This is a genomic window from Brevibacillus panacihumi W25 (assembly GCF_000503775.1).
GTDB lineage: Bacteria > Bacillota > Bacilli > Brevibacillales > Brevibacillaceae > Brevibacillus > Brevibacillus panacihumi_A.
Window position 1 is genome coordinate 1 of record NZ_KI629785.1, and the last position, 23,064, is coordinate 23,064.

The following is a 23,064-nucleotide window of genomic DNA, read 5'->3' on the forward strand; positions in this document are numbered from 1 at the left end:
AGGCATTTTCAGCATCCTTTCCATTCTCCTTCGCTAAGTTGTCCCAAACCTAACGGTAGGAGGAAGTATTGATGCTGACAAGTGCCTTTTTTGTATTTGTGTTGAGCATTTTTACGCTGCAATATTAGTCATTTCTATTGTGCAAAAAACATGGGGTCAAGTAGGGGAGCGGGGAGGACCGTTTTACAGGGGAAGATGTTGTAGATTGGCAGATGAGTTAAGCTAACGGGCAGTAATCTTTAATAAAAGGTGTTTGACTATTGTTTGCTGAATAAACTTAGGTGTGACTGGCAAAGTATGAATTTATCTAAAGATGAGGATGTTTAAATGGCAAAATTAAAGGTGCTAAGTAGTATTGGTCATAATCTAATGCACAGCTATTTGAGTTTGATGAATTCATATGAAAGTGACTATATAGTGAGTCATTTATATCAAATTGCTAAGAAACATAACCATCCAACAATCATAATTGATGTACTTAATAGAAGGATTGAACCAACCTTCTTTTGTGTTGATGTCATTAAACAATCACTAATAGTATTAGAAAGGGATTTCCATCGTTTACTTCAGTCAGATAAGCTAACAATTGATTATATAAAATCAGTCAAAGCAGAAATTAATTTTGACCTATTAAACCCAAAGATTGGGGTTACAGGTCATGAATTAGAAAGATATGCTTGCCTTGTTGAGATTGTTGATTTAAATGGAAAGAGCCATTCAACTAATGTGAAGGAATGGTGGCGTTCAGGTATAAGTGGATAAAAATTAAGAATAAAATATTATTCCGCTAACGGGTTCGTTAGTTCAATGAGGTAGTCTACAACTTTATTATTCGAATTTAACTTATGAAACAATACAATACGACATCGAGTCTAAAACTATTTATAAATATCTTGGCAATTAAAATGACCGGGATTCCTTGATAGATAAGGAGTGCCGGTCTAATACTTTATTATCACTGAACAGCCGGTTGCAAAAAGCAGCCGGCTTTTAATTATTTTCAAAGTATAATGAACACTCTTTTTTGGCAAAAATGAGTTAATAACTTAAATAAATCTTTAATCGGGGGAAATGGGATGTCACTATCAGAGCGAAGAGTCAGTGGACACTATACATGGAACAAAAATTGGGTAGATGAGTATGAGTCACCGTGGGGGATTATCGAAAAATTTCGATACGCAAATAATGTAACATGGAAGGAACTTAATTTACTTTTTCAAAGAAAAGATGTTACTACGAAAGGTGAGCGACTAATGTTTAGTGATTTATCTTCATGGAAGTACGTAGATGAGATAGCTTTAGAAAAGGTCTTTGGCTTTTCGTTAATAAAACACTATTCGAGGCTAATTCTGAATTTGACTCGTGGATTTACTGTATTACCGGATCTCGCACACCAATATTTGAGGGAGAATTTATCCTTTTGCAATATTTGCATAAGTTATGGTTATCATAGCTTGTTTCATCAATTTATATTATTGGATACTTGTCCTTTTCATCTTTGCAAACTATTATACCATTGTCCCTCATGTAACAAGAAACTTGAATATTATCGTTCAACCTTCTCTGAGGGACCGTTTCAATGCAATTGCGGCTACTCATTATTAAAGCATACTACACAAACGGGATTCCCCTGGAGCATTCATATTGTACGAAAAATCGCATTACCTGATCTTAAAAAATGGATCGAACATAAAGAAGGCTCAAAGTTTTTGTATACCCTCTATTTTTTCGAGCCAAATTTTTTAAAAACCGACAATCAAGTGTTAAATAAATTTATATCAGTATTGGATCAAAGAACACAACGATTGGATGAGAGACACGAAGTGTTATCACATCGCTTAATTTCATCGGAGAAGGCTGATATAGGAGCGAAAGATATTCTGGGGAATGAGCTATATTTAGAAACACGACAAATTTTTAAATCTATCGCTAGGTACTATCGAAACACGATTTTATTTAAACATAAGAAATGTATCAAGCGTTTAGTAAAGATGTACCCAGATAACCAGATATGCCCCTTCGCTTATGCATATGTCCATTGGCGCATGAATATCGAAGGTATCCCAAATTATTGGCAGGTTGATAACAGTTTTAGATGTAATAATTCCACAATGTTTGATCATTTCTATTCAAAACCAGATAATACATCGTTATTTACTCTGTTCATGCAGTGGACAAAATCACCTCCCTTTATTAACAATAAAATAGCTATGAAATGGGGGGTTAATCATGTAGCCGTACAATTACTCACTCATCATTTTAACACTTGGTTAAAAATTGCCAATAAGTTTGCTCCCCAAAGAGGTATCATACTTACAAGAGAGCATTCATATAAAAACATGCCGTTTTTTACTATTTCTTATTCAGAAAATGGTTATAAACAAGTTGGATTTCATCTGTGGAAATCACTAGAGGAGGACAATAGGAATACTCTAACGCAATTGAATTGTCCATTTAGGTAAGGTTAATAAAAACTTTACAAACCATCACTTGAAATAACCATATGGTTATAATAGCATGGGGTTATTCAAAAGGAGGCAAAAAAGTGACATGGACACCAAGCAATTAGTCAATACATTAAAAGCACTTGCTGACCCCACCCGATTAAAGATCGTCAGCTTGTTAAATCACCGAAGCTGCTGTGTTTGCGAATTGGTACCCATCTTTGGGATATCGCAGCCCGCCGTGTCTAAGCACATGAGCAAGTTAAAAAGTGCAGACTTGGTGCTTGAATCAAGAAGAGGACAATGGGTGATCTACTCGCTGAATCACGAGCGTTTGGAACAAGTACGCTTTGCTTTAGGAAGTCTTCCCGATTACTCAGACGAGTTTGAAAGGCTAGCGGAACAGGGCCTTCTCGTTACCTGTGAATAGTCAAAGGAATGGAGAGAGAGCATGTTTTCAGTATGGATTGCCTTTCTGATCTTTGCCGTGACGTTGACTTTTGTCATTTGGCAACCAAAAGGACTTAATATTGGTTGGTCGGCAACAGGTGGAGCCATTTTGGCCTTAGTTTTTGGCGTTGTCAGCTTTGCCGACGTTGTGACCGTAACGGGAATCGTTTGGAATGCAACGCTGGCGTTTGTCGCCATTATTTTGATTTCGCTGATCTTGGACGAAATCGGATTTTTTGAGTGGTCAGCCTTGCACATGGCCAGGTTAGCCAGAGGAAATGGCCGACGGATGTTCGTCTATGTGGTCCTGCTGGGAGCAGCTGTAGCTGCTTTCTTTGCAAACGATGGTGCGGCACTCATTTTGACACCGATTGTTCTTGCACAAGTGCGCGCACTGAAGTTCCCGGACAAAATGATTTTGCCTTTTATCATGGCCAGTGGTTTTATCGCGGATACCACGTCGTTGCCATTGATCGTGAGCAACTTGGTCAACATAGTCTCAGCAGACTTTTTTGATATCGGATTTGTTGAATACGCGACCAGAATGATTGTACCTAACTTTTTCTCGCTAGGTGCAAGCTTACTCGTTTTGTATCTATATTTTAAAAATGATATTCCCAAACAGTATGATTTGTCTTCGTTAAAACAGCCTCATGAAGCCCTAAAAGATGTTCGTCTTTTCCGACTCTCCTGGGTCATTTTGGGGGTTCTGCTGACAGGTTATCTTCTGAATGAAGTGATTGCCATTCCGGTATCCGTCACAGCAGGGATTGCTGCCATTATCTTTATCCTAGCTGCACGGAGTAGTAAAGGTATTGAGACAAGAAAAATCATAAAAGAGGCGCCATGGGCAGTCGTGGTCTTTTCCATTGGCATGTATGTGGTTGTTTACGGTCTGCGAAATGTTGGGTTGACCGACATGCTTGGACAATTGATTCAAACACTTGCCGACCAGGGATTATTTGTAGCAACAGTAGGTATGGGATTCCTGGCTGCCATCCTTTCCTCGATCATGAACAACATGCCAACCGTAATGATTGACGCTCTGGCCATCCAGGGAACGGATACCACGGGAATCATCCGAGAGGCGTTAGTCTATGCAAACGTTATCGGAAGCGATTTGGGGCCAAAAATTACACCTATTGGTTCACTTGCAACATTGCTCTGGCTGCATGTCTTGTCACGTAAAAACGTGACTATTACGTGGGGACAATACTTCAAGACAGGGATCATCCTGACCGTCCCTACGTTGCTTATTACTCTAGTTGGCTTGTATCTGTGGCTGCAAATCGTCGCATAAAATCACATTCAACATAAAGGAGACAGAATTACATGGAGAACAAACCACTTGTCTACTTTCTTTGCACCGGGAACTCTTGCCGTAGCCAAATCGCCGATGGTTTTTTGAAAGCGCTGGGTGGCGATCGTTACGAGGTGAAAAGCGCGGGTTTAGAAGCTCACGGTCTGAACCCTCGGGCCGTTCAGGTCATGAAGGAGGCTGGAGTGGACATCAGCACTCATACATCAGATGTGATTGATGCTGAGACATTAAATCGTGCTGATTATGTCATTACGCTTTGTGGGCATGCAGATGAACATTGCCCTGTGATTTCCAATAAAAACGTTGTGAAGTGGCATTGGGGCTTTGACGACCCTGCGAAAGCAACGGGAACCGAAGGAGAGATCATGACTAGTTTCCGTGCCGTTCGTGATTCCATCAAAGAACGTATTGAAAAATTTCTTGCTGAAGGCAAGTAGGTGAATGTAAGTCCTTATGCTAGTGATGAGGAGCGACTGCGGCAGGCAATTTGCGGACCATCGATGAGATAGGCACCACTTGCTGCTACGCTGTTCAAGACAAAGTGTGGGTATACGATCCAGACGGAAGTGCGTGGGAGATCTTTATACAAAGGCCGATTCTGAGTTTGAATCAGCGGGGGAACAACGCGATATCTCCTTATGAGTGCATCGCCTACTAGGCCTGTATCCATTTGAATCGGCTACACTGAATTGGACAGTTCTCTTAAGGTCTAGTAGATTAGAAACAAATCGAAAAAGGACGGAGAGAATGTCATGGCTAAACGTGAACGTCGAACATTTACAGATGAGTTTAAGCAGCAAATGGTTCAACTTTATGAGAACGGCAAATCACGTGCTGATATTTTAAGAGAGTATGATCTGAGTGCATCTGCATTTGATCGTTGGGTAAAACAGAGTAGAACCACCGGTTCGTTCACAGAAAATGATAATCGTACGGATGAACAAAACGAGCTCCTTCAGCTTCGTAAGGAAAATCAACGGCTGAAGATGGAGAACGATATTTTAAAGCAAGCGGCGCTGATCTTCGGACGAAAATAATGGTAATCCAGCAAAATGCTCATAAGTATCCCATATCGGCCATGTGTAAGATCCTCCAGGTCAATCGGAGTACCTATTACTACGAGAATAATGAGCAATCATCTGTCGATGATGAGGTGGAACAAGCAATTATCCGTATTTTTGAAGAGAATCAGCGCGTTTATGGAGCAAGGAAGATCAAAGCAAAACTTCAGGAAGAGGGAATGACGGTTTCCAGACGACGCATTGGGCGTTTGATGAAGAAAAACGGCCTGGTCTCGGTCTATACAGTTGCCCAGTATAAACCATACGTGTCTTCATGTAACGAATCGCTGATCCAAAACGAACTGAATCGCGAGTTTGCGAAAGAAGCACCACTGGAAGCCGTTGTGAGTGACTTGACCTACGTTCGGGTCGCAAACAAATGGCACTATATTTGCCTGCTCGTCGACTTGTTTAATCGGGAGATTATCGGTCACAGCTGCGGAAAATTCAAAGATGCCGCCCTTGTTTACCAAGCATTTGCAAGCGTAAAAGGAGATCTGCGTCAAATCCAGCTTTTTCACACGGATCGTGGCAGTGAGTTTAAAAATCTTACGATTGATGAAGTGATCAAAACATTCAAGATCAGACGTTCTTTGAGTATGAAAGGCTGTCCTTATGACAATGCAGTTGCGGAAGCAACATTTAAATTGGTCAAAGCGGAGTTCGTAAGAAATCGCAAGTTTGAATCGCTAGCTCAGTTAAAGCAAGAACTGGGTACATACATCAGATGGTTTAATGAAACAAGGATTCATTCCACATTAGGATATCTGAGCCCATTAGCGTATAAAGAAGTGGCACTTAAGAAATCTGTCTAGTTTGGTGTTGACAATCCAATTTGGCTCTTGGAAAAAGTAAATTCATCATGTCCCTCGTAAAAGAAAGCGACCATGCATTCGCATGGTCGCTTTGCTTGAGAAAAACCATAACGGTTAGCTATTCTTCATTTGCTTTACTACATACTTCGCATCTCCCCCGACCCCACGGAGTGTAGCCGATGCCAGAGATCGCTGCCAGGGGAGACCAACATAAAACAGTCCGTCTACAACTGTACTGATTCCCTTTTTATGAAGAGGAAATCCATTTTCGTCTAAAGCATGAAGCGAGGAAACGTAATGGACGTTCGGACGATAGCCAGTGGCAAAGATAACAGTATCTACTTGTTCTTGCGTACCGTCTGACCAAACAACGCCTTCTTTCGTAAAATGGGTAAACATTGCTTTTCGATTTGGTTTTTGATGCTCAATGACTTTCTGATATTTCCCTGTATCAAGCACACCTTCAGGTTTTGACTGAAGCAGCCATTTTCCAAAACCGGATTGGTCGATCCCAAGTACTGTGACCCAGAAGTGAACATCCTTACCGAGAAGTACTTGCGGTTTAAAGAGAATGGGCGAGCGTGTGGCAATGGTAACGTCCGCATCTCCTGCCAACTCGACTGCAATTTGGACAGCAGAGTTACCAGCTCCAACGACTATAACGCGTTGATTTTGGTAAGGATATGGGTTTTTATAGTCCTTCGAATGGAGAGTGTTACCTTCAAATTGTTCAATCCCAGGGATAAGAGGGATAAATGGTCTGCTAAATCCACCTGTTGCAGCTATTACGTTTTTTGCTTTTAATACCTCCCCTGATCCAGTGGCAACCAAAAACAAATCGTCTTCTTTTCGAATTTCTGTTACAAAGGTATTGGTTTGAATCGGTAAGTGGAAGTGTTGGGCGTAATGAACTAAATACGATACAACCTCATCACGGCTAGGGTACCGGTTAGGATCTCCCGGAAAGGGGAGACCAGGCAGGGATGAGAAGCGAGCAGGTGAGAACAAGGTTAGGCTGTCATAATACTGTGGCCATGAGCCAGCAGGTTTATCGGTAGCTTCGAGAATGCTAAAATCAAGCCGCTCTTGTTGAAGGTGGTAACCTGCCGCCAAACCTGCCTGACCAGCGCCCACGACAATACAATCAAAAATATGGGTCAAGTTAATCAATCCTCTCGTTAAATCGTTATATAACGATATGTATCGTAAAATGATTGTTGTAAGGATTCACTTACAACAATTGAGTAAATAGGTGTTGAGCTGTTGCATGGTTGCCAGTATCTGCTCTCGATTCGGGGAATAATAAACCTCTTTGCCTTCCTTCCGGGAATAAAGCATACCGGCTCTTTTAAGAATAGCGAGCTGTTCGGATGCAGTTGATTGACCAATCTCAACCAATTGAGCAACTTCGTTAACGGTAAGTTCTTTTCGATCCGAAAACAGAAACATGATCTCCTGTCTTTTTTCACTAGCAAGCGCCTTTAAAAAAGATTGTACTTCACTAAACTGTACCAAAGACGGAACATCCCTTCAGTTCGTTGTATCGACATTTAACGATATAATATTCCTAATCTCAGTTGTTGTCAATTCCAATCATCGTTGAAGATTCACTGTGTGGGATATCCGCCTGTTTCAATGTAATAAAATGCGGGAATGAAATCCTGCATTGCTTTTGTAATGATTGTGGTGATCTACAAAAGCTAAGTTCAACTTAAGCTCATCAGCAGCAAGAAGTACTTATAACTTTAGTATCTGTAGTGCAGCACGAAGAGCTGTTCTCTTGTGCTTCAGTACTGCAGCATGATTCTGCACCTTTTACTTGACTCTGAGCGCTAACCTCCTTGATTTCAACTCCACAGCAATTTCCATTCGCGGAACTATCGTTTACCAATTTTTTGATGAAGTTTGTCATCTTACATTCCTCCTAGTGTTTTTATTTGATCCCCGTAAGTATGGGGGAATCAATGAGTTTATTTACAATCTCATAGGTAACAGCGAATCCTTTTTCAATGGGCTTGAGATGGAGATTATCTGGGTTATCGTTCAAGGTGTGAATACTCGTCGAATCAGGTAATGTTGGTTTTTGACCTAATCCGATCGTGGGTATCCCCTTTTGTATAAAAGCAACAGCGTCATCTCCTCCGGCAATCCATCGAACTTCAATCCCGTGATTCTTGATAACATCAGCAGCCAGTTCGGTTAACCAGTCGGTCGAGGCGCTATGACCGGTTCGAAGTGCAATAAGTTCTTTCTCGAAGCCTAAACAATCGAGATTTATGACTGCTGACAACGGAACGGGTGGGGTTAAGGCAAGCTTCTTTGCACCCCACAACCCAGACTCTTCTCCGGTTAAAAAAGCGACCAAGATGTTGCAGGGAAGGGGGGGTTCACGTTGAGCGAGTTTTCTGGCAACCTCTAGCATGACGGCAACACCGGATGCATTATCAATGGTTCCAGGGAATCGGACTCCCTGTGGATCATCACCAAGGTGATCGTAATGGGCGGTTAATGCAATCGTATACCTTGAATCAATGCCGGGAAGGATTCCAAGCACATTTTGACAAGGACGCGTCTTTATTTCTAAGGGGAGTTCAATGGCAACAGGAAGCCCCCTTTGGTCCGCAAATTTATGTGCAAGGGATCGCCGGATTCGAAGTACCGGCAGTTTGCTTGTCTCAGATCCAAAAACTGTTTTGTGAAACGACTCTGGTTCCCCGGTTTCAATAAGGAGGGCAGCAACGCCCAGACTAGCGGCATATTCTATCGTGCCTTTTACATCGAAATCATTGGGACGTTCAGGGATTAAAACAACTTTTCCAGCCAGATCTTCTGGTAATACGTCATCTCCATCGCGAATGGTGAGTAGATCCCCGGTGACAAATCCACCAGATGAAAATGGAGCGTATTCAGCAAAGTCTATTCGATGCAGCAGTTCGTTACCTACAATGACTAATCGAGCAGGAGAGACAAGTCTGGAAGCAGGTACATCTACATTTGTGAAAAATTCATATTCACCTGCGGGGGAGAAGCCAGCTCGGTTCAACGAGGACGCTAGGAAAACTGCTGCCTTTCGAGCTCCGTCCGTTCCCGAGAGGCGACCTGAAAAATCAACGCTGCTTAGCATGTATATATCTTGTAATATCCGCTCTGTTAATGGGGCCATCATCATTAGCACGTTGCGCACTGATTCTGCTGAACATTGATGCCCGTTGTTTGTTGACGTGGTGCCGCCTGTTTTGCGTCCTCTTCACGACGGAATTGCCAAGCCTTCAGAGAGATGAAATTCAGTTTTCTTTTTTGTTCTTCATAAAGCATCTGAGCCAGCACATCATGCAAGATCATACAAATCAGCTCCTATATCAATAATATTTGATGAATATATCAAAAAAAATTGATTATGTGTTGAAAAAAAGAACTAGCAGCAGCTGTTGCGACGGAAGATGCAGCAAAGTTCTTCAGAGAGAAGGTGGTTCACTTCGTCTGGATTCAAGGAGTAGTAATTCATGGTACCCTCTGTCTCTTTGATAATCAGGTTTGCATCCAAAAGGATCTTCAAGTGGTATGAAAGTTTGGATTGGGCCATTTCGACAATCTCCGTCAAATCACATACGCAAACTTTCCCTTTCTGAGTTAGCTCATACATAATCTGAAGTCGCTTTTTATCTGCAAGAGCTTTGAACTTTGCTTCGTACTTCTCGAAGAGGGCATCGTTATTGGTATGTAGGATTGGCAGCTCTTTTATCATGTTCGTCACCTTCATCAATTTTTCTTGATGGTCATACTATACACCTCGTTTTTCCAAAATACAATGGGCAAAATAAAAAAACATTTTAGTTTCTGGACTTTACTTCGCCGGATTGGAAGGTCAGCGGTCCGTTACTTCTGCTACATTAAGGGGGAGCCAGATACAAAATACGTTGTATAACATGTAGATCATTATCTGAAAAAAAGTATGTAATCATCCTTCAGACAGATAAGGAGATGAAATGATTAATAACATCGAAACATGAACAAATCACGTTTGAGCTCTCTAACGAAAAAGAAATCGAAAAATTTCACAAGACAATAGTTGCATTTATCAATTATTGTCTTGTAAGATGAATTCAGGTGATGATGATGAAACAGTTGGCTCAATACGTTAACGTTAGAGAAATATTTCAGGTATTAGTAAGGCGCTTTGGAGTTTTACAAAAGGATGGGGCACAATGCTGTGGTATTTCCGTTGTCCAAAGTCATATTCTATACGAGCTCCAAAAGAGGCCCAACATTTCCTTGAACGAACTCTCTGACATCTTATCTATCGATACCAGTACACTAAGTCGCCAGGTTCATTTTCTTGTAGAAATGGAGATGGTAAACCGGTTGCCTGATCCGAAAGATAGGCGGTATATTGTACTCTCGCTAACGCAAAAAGGTGAAGAGCAACACAAAGAAATTGCGGAGTACATGGAAACGTACATCTTGAATGTCTTTAATCAAATTCCTGCAGAAAAGCACGATCAGGTGTTAGAAAGTCTTCAATTGGTAAATGAAGCAATGCGGAATAGCGCAGATTGTTGTACCCCTCCTCTATAACCTAGAGGAGTTTACTTAACAGATATAGTTGCAAATATCAATTATTTAAAAAGGGGACTAATGCAAAATGAAATTACCTGTAGCGATTATCGGTGGAGGCCCAGTCGGGTTAGCAGCTGCGACACAACTTATTGATAGGGGAGAGTCATTTGTAATTCTGGAAGCAGGAAGTCAAGTAGGGGCCAGCGTTTTGGAATGGGGACATGTCCGCATGTTTTCGCCTTGGGAATATAACATGGATAGAACTGCTGTTACGCTGCTCTCAAAACATAAATGGGACGCACCGAATCCAGATGACATACCAACAGGGAAGGATCTTGTAGAAAAGTATTTGCAACCACTGGCGGCCCTTCCTGAAATTTCTCCATACATTCATCTCAACAGCAGAGTCATTTCCGTTGGTAAAAAAGACATCGATAAGATGAAAACAAAGGGAAGAGACCAGGTACCTTTCGTAATACATTATGAACAAAATGGTCAGCAGCATACTCTTGAAGCTAGAGCTGTCATCGATGCATCTGGAACATGGAAACATCCTAATCCCGTTGGATCTGGAGGAATTCTCGCTAAGGGTGAAGCAGGGGCATCAAAACGTATTTTTTACGGAATTCCTGACGTATATGGAAAACATCGTGATCGATATGCAGGAAAGAAGGTCTTAGTGGTAGGGAGTGGCCATTCTGCTATCAATACGATTCTCGAGTTGAATCGTTTGAAAAATGAAGTGCCATCCACTGAAATTTTGTGGGCGCTGCGGAAATTAAGCATTCAGGAAACGTACGGTGGAGGCGACGCTGACCAATTGCCAGAACGTGGAGCTCTAGGAACTGCCATTAAGAAATTAGTGGAGAGCGGACGCGTAACCGTATATACACCGGTTCAAATTCAGGAGATATCAATCCAAAGTGACGTTCTTCACATTAAGGGAATGACGAACGGTGAACTGTTCCAATTGGAAGGCATCGATGAAATCATCACAAATACCGGTTCTCGACCTGATACTCAATTCTTACGAGAAATTAGATTCCAAGTAGATCCTGCAATCGAATGCGTTCCTGCATTAGCAGACCTCATTGATCCTAATATTCATAGCTGTGGAACGGTAAGACCACATGGTGAAGCTGAGCTTCGTCAAGCGGAGAAGGATTTCTATATTGTGGGAATGAAGAGTTACGGGCGCGCTCCAACCTTTCTCCTTTCTACAGGCTATGAGCAAGTGAGATCCGTAGTTGCAGCGCTTGTCGGGGATTGGGACGCTGCGAAAAGAGTAGAACTCCAACTACCAGAGACAGGGGTATGTAGCATTAACAATGCCGGGCTAACTTTGCAGGAAGATTCGTCTTGTTGCGCACCAACACCTGTAAAATCGAACAGTTGTTGCGGTGTGGAGCCCCAAAAAGAAAGCGCACAGGAAATAGCATCTAGCTGCACGCCGCAGCCAGTCAAATCGTCGAATTGCTGCGGATAAGTAAGCCAGATCACTCTTTATTGGAACCAAGTCAAATAACTCCCCTGTCTTTACAGATGGGGGATCTTTTATAAGCGAGACACAGGAGGAAGAAATTCGAAAGGGATCAGACATTACAGAGTCATGGTTCATTACTTCTGCAAGGAAAAGGAGTAAACCGGGTCCCAAAGAATGTAAACAGGAAAGTCATTATTACGAGCATTAATTTACCGATAGTAGACTAGCCTGGAGGGAAACAGCTCATGAACCTTTCTATTCGAAAAGCAAACGAAGAAGACCTTGAAACCATCTTATCCATATACAATCAAGGCATCGCAGATCGAATCGCCACTCTGGAATCAGAGGAGAAGGATTACACCTACATCCGAAAATGGTTTGATGAGCATCAGGGACGATACGCGGTACTTGTCGCATCTTTGGGAGACCACGTTATCGGATGGGCTTCCCTTAATCGCTACTCCAACAGAAGTAGCTATGATGGTGTTGCCGACTTATCCATTTATATCGAACGATCTTTCAGAGGAAAAGGAGTTGGGAAGGTTCTTTTAAAGAATCTCGAGGAGGTTGCTCGATCCCAACGATTTTACAAAATCCTATTATTCACTTTCCCATTTAACGGTTTGGGGCAAGGACTTTACAAGAAATGCGGGTATCGGGAAGTTGGTGTGTTTCACAATCAGGGTATCTTGGATGGAAACTTTGTTGATGTGATGGCTATGGAAAAAATACTTTGAGGAGGTGGAGAAGTAATGAAAGTAAATAGGGGGAGTGTGCTTAGTAAGGAATACTTTCTCGCCTACCTAACGCACGTTATGCGTGTTTTTCAATGTAATACGGAAGAGGCGAAGGGGATTACAGTGGAACGCCTTTTTCGAGGGGACTTGAATGCCTTTGGTGGAGGAACACGTGAAAACTTTACAAAAGCTTTTGATGAGTTAGTTGGGAATCCGGATTCTTAAAATTAGCACTAGGAAGGATAACCAAATAGGGCGGGCCTATATTGGCTATCGCCTTTTTTAACTTTAAGAGAATGAATAAGTACATTTTTGTTGTTGGTTATAGCTGTTTCATTAAATTAATACTCAGTACAAAACAAACCAAAGAAAAAGAAAAGGATTGTTCTTTGTATAGGTCTTTAACCTCTGATTAATAGACATAATTACAAAAAAAGGTGTAAGATTTAGGAAATACTGACGAAAGAGGTAACTTTATGGATATTAATGGAGCAAAATGGTGGAAATTTGATTTTCATACGCATACCCCTGCGTCCTTTGATTATGGTAGAGGTGACCACGCTTTAGCAAGCCTTACTCCTAAGCAATGGCTTTTGGAGGTTATGAAAAAAGAAATTGATTGTGTAGCTGTGACTGACCATAATTCTGGTGCCTGGATTGATATTCTAAAATCAGTGCTAAAAGAAATGGAACAATCCCATATTGAAGGCTATAGACCATTAACTATTTTTCCTGGGGTAGAGATTACAGTACATACCGGTATACATTTATTGGCGATATTTGATCCATCTGAAACAAGTGAAACAATTATAGAGCTACTCGGTGCTTGTGATTATGAAGGAAAAAAAGGATATTCCGATGGATGCACAACAAAATCTTTCAATGAAGTAGTTGAAGAAATAACCAAGAGAAAAGGTATTGCAATACCAGCACACGTTGATCAGCCAAGCGGTCTGTTTCTTGTACATGAGGGGAATACTTTACGTAGTAGTCTTCAAGTAAATGGATTATTAGCTCTTCAAGTCTGTGATAAATCATTTACGAAACCACAAATTTATCATGAATCAAATTTAAATTTATCAGAAGTGGCAGGATCAGATAGTCATCATCCAGATCAACTTGGTACATCATACACCTGGGTTAAGATGGAAAAACCAGATATTAATGCTTTAAAACTTGCCCTTCATGACGGAGATGACGGAGTAATCAGGTTTGATAATTGTCCTCATAATCCTAACGATTTAGACAATCGATTTTTCATAAAAACAATTGAAATAAAAAATGCAGCCAAAGCCGGAAGAGGAGGACCACTAAAAATCCCGTTAAGTCCCTGGCTAAATACCATAATAGGGGGGAGAGGTTCAGGTAAATCAAGTATTATCGAATTTTTGCGTTTAGTATTAGATCAAAAGGATACTTTACCAGATAAATTAAAAAACGATTTTGAAAAATTTGCCCAGATATCTGAAGGTCGTGGAAAACAGGGTATGCTTACGGAAGACACAGAAATAAGGGTAGAAATGAAAAAAGATGGACGGGATATTGCTCTTGTTTGGAAAAAAAATTTAATTAAAGAAGAACACAAAAATATGCATGGAGATTGGGAGGAGCAAGAACAGAGTAATATTATCGGAAAAAGATTCCCTGTCCGGATGTTCAGTCAAAAGCAGTTATTTGAACTTACACATGAACCTAAGAGTTTAATGCATCTTGTCGATGGAAAACTCGACAAATTGAGTTGGGAAGAGAAAAGAGAAGAATTGGTTAATCAATGGTTAGAATCACGCAGAAAAGAAAGAGAAATCAATTCAAAATTAAAAAATAAATCAAACATAAAATTACAACTTCAAGATACGCATGCAAAGATTCAAATATTCGAAGCTTCTGGACACAAAGATCTCTTAACAGGATACAGAGAGGTACAAAATATCTCTCATGAAATCGATGAAATGTTGAATAACGTAAAAGAAATTAGAGATTCTGTAACCAGTATTGTCCCTTCATTCGACTTGCCTAATATCTCAGAAGTTTTATGTAAAAGCTTAGATCAAACTTCTCTAATGATTATTAAAAAGAAGTTAAATGAGTTTGCCCAAATAAGAATGAAAATGGAAGCAATTAATCATGAAATAAGTTCGTATGTTGACCAATTTGAAGAAGACCTTAAACAAATTCCTTTTACAGTAAAAAGGAATGAAACAATTCACAAGTATGAAGAATTAGTTCAAAGACTCCAGGAAGCAGGCGAAAAAAATCCCGAAGCATACAGTGAATTAGTGTCGTTAAAAGAAGATTTAGAAGCAAAAATAAAGGAAATAGACACCATTGAAACTGAATACGAATCTCAGAAACATGAATCTAAAAGATTGTACCAAGAGATTGTCCAACATCAAAAAAAGCTTCGTGAAGAAAGGTCAAAAATAATTGAACGCTGGAATGCAAGTAATGAAAATATTAGATTATACCTTGATGAATTGGGTGACATCGTCCATGGTGAGGCTTCATTTAGGGAATTAATTCGACGACCTGGTAAAGAATTTACAAAAGATTTATGTGATCGTGACAAGGATGACAATCCCCAAGGTGGCTTCTTTAATGATCTACTATCAAAACGTGCTGAAGAACGATGGACCTTAAGGGAAACGTTTATCAGACAGATTGTACAAGGAGAAGACGCAACATCAAATTTCAGTAAACCGTTTTTGAAACATATCCAAAACATCTCAACAAATACACCTGAAGACATCGATCGAATATGTACTTGGTTTCCTGAAGATAAGATCATTTTGAAGCTATTTAAGGAAGGACGCGAAGAGGATATAGAAACTGGATCTGCTGGTCAACGAACCGCTGCGATGCTTTCGCTACTTCTTTTGCTGGACGATAGCCCGCTGATAATTGATCAACCTGAAGATGATTTGGATACAAAAAGGATAACGGATTTAGTGGTTAGTGGATTAAGAACATTTAAAGCAAAGCAACAGATAATTGTTGTCACCCACAACCCTAATATCCCTGTAAATGGAGGTGCTGAAAATATTATTCAGATGAATTATGCAAGAGGTTTAATTAGAACATTGGCGCATGGAGCTCTTCAAAAAAACGAGGTTAGAGAAGCAGTATGCGATGTCATGGAGGGAGGGCAGAGAGCATTAAATAATCGTTATTTTAGAATCTCCAAAGCACTACAATAATTTTTCAAATTAACTTATATACTTTGATTGGTGTGGAAAACGCATGTGTTATTTCTAATTTGTCTGGCTTATATGCCAAATAAAGATGAGGCATATCGTTGTAGTAGTTTTTTGCTTTTTCAAAAGTATCCCAAAGGGAAATAAACAGGATTCGCCCATCTTTTCGTAGTAGTTCAAACTTTTCTTTGCTCAAGATTTGAAACATATTTTCACCCTCTCTAATGATTTATTTGATGATATTATGAGATGCCTTTATTTATTACAACCTAGATTTTTTGGGGGTAACAGGAGCTGCTTTGAAGTACAACGTCACAAAACTACTGCCTATGCAAACGTTATTATATCAATGGTTTTACCATAATAAGGACGACAAAATTATACCTCCTTATTATGCATGCGACACAAATATACTTCGATTAAGATACAGCCCGTCACAAAAGTACTTTCTTAATAAGCAGTAGAGACTGTTTGACAAGGTAGGACATTTAAAAATACAAAATCAAGCGATGGCCGATACTCAAGTGTTCATTACAGGGAATCGGCCGTTGAATTTTAAGAGATTAAAAACGATTGAGAGGGTACTTTACTTAGCTCAAGATGAGTTAGAAGTAATCGATTAGGGAATAAGGCTACCTAATTGCCCATTGAAACAGAATGCAACCATTGGAGTGAGATGACGATCTATTTCGGACGTATCACCATAAACATAGTAAAAAATTATAGAATAATGTCAAAATATATAGAATTATGTTATATTCCTCATAAAGACTGGGAAATAAATCTTATATTACATTTATTAAAGAAGAGGTGTACGGAAATGGAAACGATCGAATTAACTCTTCCAGCCATTTACACCATTGATGTCACAATTCATAAAAACAAAATAAGACAACTTTTAGTACCAGAAGAAAAGGGAATATTTCTAGTTAGTAATTACAACGAAAATAGGGTAAAGGGATACCTTTTAACGAACGAAACAGGGGAAAAATTACTGGCAATAACGAATTCTGCTCAAGCTCCTGAATCCTTCGAAAAAGCACTTAAGTTGAATGGTAATTTACCATCACTAGGTAATTTGAAATGGATCAAGCATCCCAGCCTCAATCAAGATATGAACGATCGTAGTATTGACAATTGGGTACACGCCCGAAATTCTTGGGTGGGGAGTTTTCTTTTTAAGAGTGAGTTGAAAGAAAATGGATACATTTATCAAGAGGGCCTTCGACCACCACAAATAGGGGCAATTCACGCTACATTATCCCACTGGATAGTATCAGATAAGCCTGCAACTATTGTCATGCCAACGGGAACCGGAAAGACTGAAACCATGCTGGGTTTACTAGTGGCTAACAAGTGCAGAAAACTGCTCGTCGTGGTCCCTACTGACCCATTAAGAAACCAAATTGCTGAAAAATTTATCGGCTTCGGCGTATTAAAACAGTTCGGTGTAATTTCCGACCATGCTCATTATCCAGTAGTCGGGGTGTTAATGCATAAGCCTAAAACTTTCCACGAAGTTGATGATCTCTTTTCTCTTTGCAATGTAGTGATCACTACGATGAGTATAGCTGGAGGTATCGCAACTGAACTTCAAGATAGGATGGCGTCCCACTGTTCTCATTTATTTATCGACGAGGCCCATCACATTGCAGCTCCAACTTGGGCGAACTTTAGGGGGAAATTCAAGGAAAAGCACATTGTTCAATTTACTGCTACTCCCTTCAGAAATGACGGTAAGCATATCGATGGGAAGGTTATCTTTAACTATCCATTAGAAAAAGCACAAAGGGAGGGTTATTTTAGAAAGATTAATTTTTATCCAGTTCTCGAATTTTCTAGTGAAATGTCTGATAAGACAATTGCGGAACGAGCAGTTGAGCAATTAAGGAATGATTTAAAGAACGGGTATGACCATTTATTAAGTAAGCGTCTAATAAGACAGTGGATAGAAACCTCCCTAAAACTATAGGACAATCCTCTCAAGTAAAGTTTTTAAAGTAAAGTTGAAAAACTTGAAAGGGGTTTAGAGTTGGATACCAGGGAAGTCACTACCCAATATCGTTTCAACCAGTGGACTGAGATCGTCCGTAAATGCCGCAGTAGTGGCCAGACAGTCGCTGTGTGGTGTGCTGAGAATAACATCAAACCATCAAGCTATTATTATTGGTTAAGAAGGATCCGTAAAGCCGCCTGCGAAGCGCTTCCGTCACTTAGTGGAAACAATCCAATCGTTCCAGTACATATTCCAAACCACGCAGTTGAAACTTGCTCTTCGGATCAAGAATCATCGGATATTGTCTTGCGTTTTGGGGCTGTAACACTGGAGATTCGCAACCATGCATCAGCAACATTGATCGAAAACACCCTGAGGGCACTGCAACATGTTCGGTGATATCTCGAAAGCAGATAAAATCTATATTGCTTGTGGGTATACCGACATGCGAAAGTCCATTGATGGACTCGCCGCCATTGTCCAGCAGAACTATCAGTTGAACCCTTTCCAGAACAGTCTGTTTCTCTTTTGTGGTAGGCGACGTGATCGGTTGAAAGCACTCTGTTGGGAGGGAGATGGATTTGTTCTCCTTTACAAGCGATTGGAAAACGGAAGTTTTCAATGGCCAATGAATGCCGAAGCCGTTCGCTCTATCACCTACCAGGAATTTCGCTGGCTTCTCGAAGGCTTATCCATAGACCAACCGAAGGCCGTGAAAAAGATCAATATTACCGCCTGTATGTAACAACAAAAAATCCCGCAAATACGCATGGTTACTGGGCTTTTTCACACTTTTATGCTATAATGGGTAGAAGTAGAAAACGCTAAAGGAACGGGTATGATGAGCGCTGCAGATCAGATAAAAACACTCGAAAAACGCATATCCGATTTGGAGCAGGAAAACAAACGTCTCCATGATTCCGTTGAATATCTGACGCGAAAGCTCTTCGGCAGAAGTACGGAGAAGACATCGTCCCTTTCTTTGGGGCAGATGTCTCTTTTTGATGAAGCAGAAACCCAATCGGATCCGGTAGCAGCAGAGCCCGATCTCAAGCAGGTAGAGAATTACCGACGAAAGAAATTCAAAGGTCAGCGGAAGGAACTCCTGAAGGATATCCCACACGACAAACGCCTCTGTACCCTGGTTAAAGAAGACCGCTTTTGTGAAACATGCAACACCGACCTTGTGTCGGTTGGCGAAGAGTTTGTCCGCACGGAAATCGAGTTCATTCCAGCCCAGGTTAGGGTCATTGACTATTACCGTGAAACCTTTGAGTGCCGCACCTGTCGTAAGGATGGGAAACCCTACATGGAAAAATCACCGATGCCTGATCCGGTGATTCAGCATTCCATGGCATCCGCCTCCACAGTCGCATGGGTGATGCATCAGAAGTTTGTCAACGCCCTTCCCCTTTACCGTCAGGAAAAGGAGTGGAAGTCACTAGGTGTGAACCTAAGTCGTGCCACCATGGCCAACTGGATACTGGCCGCATCCCGCGACTGGTTGATGCCATTGGTGAAGCTCATGCATCAGAAGCTCTTGCAAGAAAACTATTTGCATGCGGATGAAACCACCGTCCAAGTAATGAATGAAGAAGGACGGAAAAATACTACTGACTCCTACATGTGGGTATATAGCAGCGGCCAGCATGGCAAACACCCTATTCGAATCTTCGAGTATCAGCCTGGCAGAAGTGGCAAATACCCTCAGGAATTCCTAAAAGGGTTCAAAGGGTACCTTCATTCGGATGCATACGCGGGGTACAAAAAGATTACAGGTATCAAAAGGTGCCTTTGTTGGACGCATCTTCGGAGGAAATTCGTTGATGCTCTTCCGAAAGATATACATCGGCCGGAAGCCACCCTTCCAAGCCAAGGCATTACATTCTGCAACAACCTCTTCGAGATTGAAAAGAAGCTCGTGAATCTCTCTAGCGAACAACGTAAATCGGAGCGTCTGAAACAGGAAAAACCCGTTTTAGAGGCTTTTTGGGCATGGATCGATTCTACCAGAGGGAAGGTACTACCCAAATCCAAACTAAGCGAGGCTTTGACTTATGCTCTGAACCATAAGGAAGAGTTTATGAATTATCTTGAGGATGGCAACTGCTCCATTTCGAACAACCTTGCTGAAAATAGCATTCGTCCCTTTACCATCGGACGCAAAAATTGGCTTTTTAGCGGAAGCCCGAAAGGAGCTTCGGCGAGTGCAGCTGTTTATAGCATCATCGAAAGTGCCAAGGCAAATGGCCTACATCCATACAAATATCTAAATTTTATCTTTAAAAACTTGCCGGGCGTACAGTTCGGACAGCATCCGGAATTTCTTGAGGATTACCTTCCGTGGAGTCCAGAAGTTCAAGAAGCCTGCAAATAGGGCAAAACTCAGAGAGCAGAACTCAGTTTACACGAGTTTCTGCTCTTTTTCTATCCACCGAGTTATTTGACGCTTACTTTATTAATGGCAAGAGTAAACAACATAAAAAGAACGGAAGAGATTTTCCCTTTTTACTCTAAATATGCTGAGTTTCAACCTGTTATCATTCATAGCCGAATCAAACCAAGTGAGAAAACCCAAATCATTGACAAAATAAAGAGAAAAGAATCAAGAATCATTATTTGTGTAGACATGCTAGGGGAAGGCTTTGATTTACCTGAATTAAAGATCGCAGCATTACACGATATTCATAAAAGTTTGGGTATCACCCTACAATTTACTGGTCGATTCACGAGAACGAAAACCTCCATTGGAGAAGCGACACTTATCGCGAATATTGCGAACCAAGAGGTCAACGATCAGCTGATCAACTTGTATAGTGAGGATGCAGAGTGGAATGTTTTATTGAAAAAAGCAAGTACAGAGGTCATTAACTCTCAACTGGAAAATAACGATTTCTTGAACGGTTTCGCAGAAGGATTGATTGAAGAAATTCCTATACAGAACATTTATCCCAAAATGAGTACTGTCGTGTATAAGACTAAAGCAACAAGATGGTATCCAGAAAGGATAAAGGAAATCTTCCCATTAGATCAGGAGTTGCTCTATACTGTACATTCCGAAAAGAACATCCTTGTTGCGGTTATAAAGAGTATATCACCTGTGAGTTGGGGCGATATTCAAGAGATCACGAATGTATCTTGGGATATTTATATTGCATACTGGAACCAGTCTTCAAACTTGTTATTTATTAATAGTACGATGGGTGGAATACATCGCGAGCTTGCGGAAAGCATAATTGATAGCCCCTTGTTAATTAGTGGTGAAGAGGTCTTTCGATGCTTTTATGGTATCAACCGAACGATTCTCCAAAATGTTGGGTTAAATGATGCTTTTCAGGGACCTGTTCGATTTACCATGTATGCCGGAACGGACATTGAGCAAGGTTTAACAGAGGCTCAAAAGAGAAATACCTTTAAATCTAATATCTTTGGTATTGGATACGAAAACGGAGAAAAAACGAGCATGGGGTGTTCCTATAAGGGGAAAATTTGGTCGAAAAAAATAACGACTCTTTCAGAATGGTTCAAATGGTGTGATGAGATTGGTTCAAAGTTATTAAACAATACAATCAATGTTGACACACTGTTAGAAGGAGTACTTAAGCCCAAAATAATTAAAGACCGACCAAATTTCATGCCAATATCTATTGAATGGCCAATGTCATTTACGATCGATCTCGAATCAAATATATTCATTGTAATCAATGAGGTAGAGTATCCTTTGTACCTGGTAGAATTACAGCTTGAAACTCCTTCAAGCGAAGGAAACCTGAGATTTAAGGTCTGTACCGAAAGCTTTGAAAGTCAGTTTGAGCTTGTATTTCATCCTGATATTGAGGGCAAAAATTATCAATATTCCCATTTTGGTTCTCTGCCTATCGAAATTCATAAAGGTTCAAAAAAGATGCCAGTAACAGAATGGTTTTTAGAAGACCCTCCCATTTTTCGATTTATTGATGGTTCCTATATGGAAAATAACATTTACGTGTCACCACATTCTACCGTCAGTTCTCCTTTTCATTTGGAGAAGATTATTCCTTGGTCGTGGGATTCTGTTGACATAACGAAGGAATCTCAGAAAGAAGAAAAAAGGAAAAACTCCATCCAGTATTTTCTAATCCAAGATTTGATAACGAAAGATTACGATGTAATTTTTGATGATGACAGTGCCGGTGAAGCAGCTGACGTCATCACGATTAAAGTAGAGGACCAGAGGATTAAAGTAGAATTTTATCATTGCAAATATTCGAGTGAGGAGCGAGCTGGTTCTAGAGTTTCAGACTTATATGCGGTTTGTGGACAAACACAAAAAAGCATTCGCTGGAAAGAGAGTATTTACGCTTTACTACGACATATGGAAAAACGCGAGGCGAAAAGAATAAAGGATGACAAGCCGACAAGATTTGAAAAGGGTGACTTGAAAAAAGTAAGTGAGATTCGGAAAATGGCAAAATTCTATCCATATGACCTCGAAATCACAATCGTACAACCAGGCTTATCTAAATCAAAAATGAGTGTAGAGCAAATGGAACTACTTAGCGCTACAGAAAATTACTTGCAAGAAACGTATAAAATTAATATGCGAGTAATTGCTAGTGAATAACTCCAGGAATGTGAAACTGGAAAAAACATACTTTCTGAATAAACACCGTTTCGAACGAAGACGGTGTTTTGTTTATTGGTCCTAATGACTCATTAACCGGACAGGATGTTACATGTCACTAATGGTGACCAAAATAATTATGATGTAAACAAATAAGTCATTCTCTAGTTTCAGTACATGAAAATACTATTTCATGTACTGAAACGAAAATCAAATCCCACTCTAGGAGAGGAACAAATACTATAGGTCTATTCTCAAATAACCACTTTAAATGAAGGGGAAAATTCATTGGTGTTACTCGACATGTGTAGATCTGTTTAGACATATGATTTTACATAAGGTTTTCAACATAATAATCTAACATGTTATAGTAGTATGTTTGTGTCGCAATTAATACGACACAAAC

General features: G+C 40.4%; 22 protein-coding genes and 1 pseudogene. 17 read left to right on the plus strand and 6 right to left on the minus strand.

Annotation, left to right across the window (positions count from 1 at the left end; all coding sequences use genetic code 11):
- The first annotated feature begins 327 nt into the window (after positions 1-327).
- From T458_RS40830 to T458_RS40860, 7 genes and pseudogenes are all read left to right on the plus strand, one after another.
- Positions 328-762, plus strand: coding sequence for a hypothetical protein (locus tag T458_RS40830; protein ID WP_023556831.1), 435 nt, complete (start codon positions 328-330; stop codon positions 760-762).
- A 314-nt stretch (positions 763-1,076) separates the two neighbouring features.
- Positions 1,077-2,462: a hypothetical protein gene (locus T458_RS40835; RefSeq protein WP_023556832.1), complete on the plus strand. Its 1,386-nt coding sequence runs from the start codon at positions 1,077-1,079 to the stop codon at positions 2,460-2,462.
- 88 nt (positions 2,463-2,550) lie between these two features.
- Entirely contained in the window at positions 2,551-2,874 is a 324-nt protein-coding gene (locus tag T458_RS40840) for an ArsR/SmtB family transcription factor (protein ID WP_023556833.1), read from the plus strand.
- Between the two features lie 21 nt (positions 2,875-2,895).
- On the plus strand, positions 2,896-4,194 hold the full coding sequence (locus tag T458_RS40845; RefSeq protein WP_023556834.1) for an arsenic transporter: 1,299 nt from the start codon (positions 2,896-2,898) through the stop codon (positions 4,192-4,194).
- A gap of 32 nt (positions 4,195-4,226) precedes the next feature.
- Positions 4,227-4,652 (plus strand): arsenate reductase (thioredoxin), encoded by a 426-nt coding sequence (gene arsC / locus T458_RS40850; RefSeq protein WP_023556835.1) that lies wholly within the window; start codon positions 4,227-4,229, stop codon positions 4,650-4,652.
- A gap of 62 nt (positions 4,653-4,714) precedes the next feature.
- Positions 4,715-4,857 (plus strand): annotated as a pseudogene (locus T458_RS57600) (ArsI/CadI family heavy metal resistance metalloenzyme); the annotation flags it as partial.
- Between the two features lie 110 nt (positions 4,858-4,967).
- A protein-coding gene (locus tag T458_RS40860; RefSeq protein ID WP_144083851.1) for an IS3 family transposase occupies positions 4,968-6,091 on the plus strand; the annotation gives its coding sequence in 2 pieces (ribosomal slippage) (positions 4,968-5,217 and positions 5,217-6,091; 1,125 coding nt in all).
- A 114-nt stretch (positions 6,092-6,205) separates the two neighbouring features.
- Here T458_RS40860 and T458_RS40865 read toward each other — a convergent pair.
- The 5 genes from T458_RS40865 to T458_RS40880 form a co-directional block, all read right to left on the minus strand.
- Positions 6,206-7,252 (minus strand): flavin-containing monooxygenase, encoded by a 1,047-nt coding sequence (locus tag T458_RS40865; protein ID WP_023556838.1) that lies wholly within the window; start codon positions 7,250-7,252, stop codon positions 6,206-6,208.
- 66 nt (positions 7,253-7,318) lie between these two features.
- Positions 7,319-7,606, minus strand: coding sequence for an ArsR/SmtB family transcription factor (locus tag T458_RS40870; RefSeq protein WP_023556839.1), 288 nt, complete (start codon positions 7,604-7,606; stop codon positions 7,319-7,321).
- A 418-nt stretch (positions 7,607-8,024) separates the two neighbouring features.
- Positions 8,025-9,215 (minus strand): M28 family metallopeptidase, encoded by a 1,191-nt coding sequence (locus T458_RS40875; protein ID WP_171819384.1) that lies wholly within the window; start codon positions 9,213-9,215, stop codon positions 8,025-8,027.
- A 44-nt stretch (positions 9,216-9,259) separates the two neighbouring features.
- Positions 9,260-9,433 carry a hypothetical protein gene (locus T458_RS57195; RefSeq protein WP_023556841.1) on the minus strand — a complete coding sequence of 58 codons (174 nt, stop codon included), beginning with the start codon at positions 9,431-9,433 and terminating at the stop codon, positions 9,260-9,262.
- 73 nt (positions 9,434-9,506) lie between these two features.
- A complete protein-coding gene (locus tag T458_RS40880) occupies positions 9,507-9,836 on the minus strand; it encodes an ArsR/SmtB family transcription factor (RefSeq protein ID WP_023556842.1) in 330 nt (109 codons plus the stop codon).
- 365 nt (positions 9,837-10,201) lie between these two features.
- Between T458_RS40880 and T458_RS40885 the strand changes: the two genes are divergently transcribed.
- From T458_RS40885 to T458_RS40905, 5 genes are all read left to right on the plus strand, one after another.
- Complete coding sequence (locus tag T458_RS40885; RefSeq protein WP_252989851.1) at positions 10,202-10,666, plus strand: MarR family winged helix-turn-helix transcriptional regulator; 465 nt, start codon at positions 10,202-10,204, stop codon at positions 10,664-10,666.
- 67 nt (positions 10,667-10,733) lie between these two features.
- Positions 10,734-12,134, plus strand: a complete 1,401-nt coding sequence (locus T458_RS40890; protein ID WP_023556844.1) for an NAD(P)-binding domain-containing protein — start codon at positions 10,734-10,736, stop codon at positions 12,132-12,134.
- 242 nt (positions 12,135-12,376) lie between these two features.
- On the plus strand, positions 12,377-12,868 hold the full coding sequence (locus T458_RS40895; protein ID WP_023556845.1) for an arsinothricin resistance N-acetyltransferase ArsN1 family A: 492 nt from the start codon (positions 12,377-12,379) through the stop codon (positions 12,866-12,868).
- 15 nt (positions 12,869-12,883) lie between these two features.
- The gene (locus tag T458_RS40900) at positions 12,884-13,093 is read left to right on the plus strand and encodes a hypothetical protein (protein ID WP_023556846.1); all 210 of its coding nucleotides are present in this window, start codon (positions 12,884-12,886) and stop codon (positions 13,091-13,093) included.
- Positions 13,094-13,344: 251 nt separating this feature from the next.
- Positions 13,345-16,062, plus strand: a complete 2,718-nt coding sequence (locus T458_RS40905; protein ID WP_023556847.1) for a TrlF family AAA-like ATPase — start codon at positions 13,345-13,347, stop codon at positions 16,060-16,062.
- Between the two features lie 4 nt (positions 16,063-16,066).
- On the opposite strand, the gene T458_RS40910 is transcribed toward T458_RS40905, so the two are convergent.
- Positions 16,067-16,267 (minus strand): hypothetical protein, encoded by a 201-nt coding sequence (locus tag T458_RS40910; RefSeq protein ID WP_023556848.1) that lies wholly within the window; start codon positions 16,265-16,267, stop codon positions 16,067-16,069.
- A gap of 612 nt (positions 16,268-16,879) precedes the next feature.
- On the opposite strand from T458_RS40910, the gene T458_RS40915 reads away from it, so the two are divergent.
- The 5 genes from T458_RS40915 to T458_RS40930 all read left to right on the plus strand — a co-directional run bounded on the left by T458_RS40915 (position 16,880) and on the right by T458_RS40930 (position 22,658).
- Entirely contained in the window at positions 16,880-18,031 is a 1,152-nt protein-coding gene (locus tag T458_RS40915; RefSeq protein ID WP_023556849.1) for a DEAD/DEAH box helicase, read from the plus strand.
- Between the two features lie 60 nt (positions 18,032-18,091).
- Complete coding sequence (gene tnpA / locus T458_RS58040) at positions 18,092-18,454, plus strand: IS66 family insertion sequence element accessory protein TnpA (RefSeq protein WP_084567915.1); 363 nt, start codon at positions 18,092-18,094, stop codon at positions 18,452-18,454.
- A complete protein-coding gene (gene tnpB / locus T458_RS40920) occupies positions 18,444-18,800 on the plus strand; it encodes an IS66 family insertion sequence element accessory protein TnpB (RefSeq protein WP_023554885.1) in 357 nt (118 codons plus the stop codon). The genes tnpA and tnpB overlap by 11 nt, the downstream gene beginning before the upstream one ends.
- A gap of 96 nt (positions 18,801-18,896) precedes the next feature.
- Positions 18,897-20,432, plus strand: coding sequence for an IS66 family transposase (gene tnpC, locus T458_RS40925; RefSeq protein WP_023554886.1), 1,536 nt, complete (start codon positions 18,897-18,899; stop codon positions 20,430-20,432).
- Between the two features lie 84 nt (positions 20,433-20,516).
- On the plus strand, positions 20,517-22,658 hold the full coding sequence (locus tag T458_RS40930) for a DEAD/DEAH box helicase (RefSeq protein WP_144083853.1): 2,142 nt from the start codon (positions 20,517-20,519) through the stop codon (positions 22,656-22,658).
- The last annotated feature ends 406 nt before the right edge of the window (positions 22,659-23,064 follow it).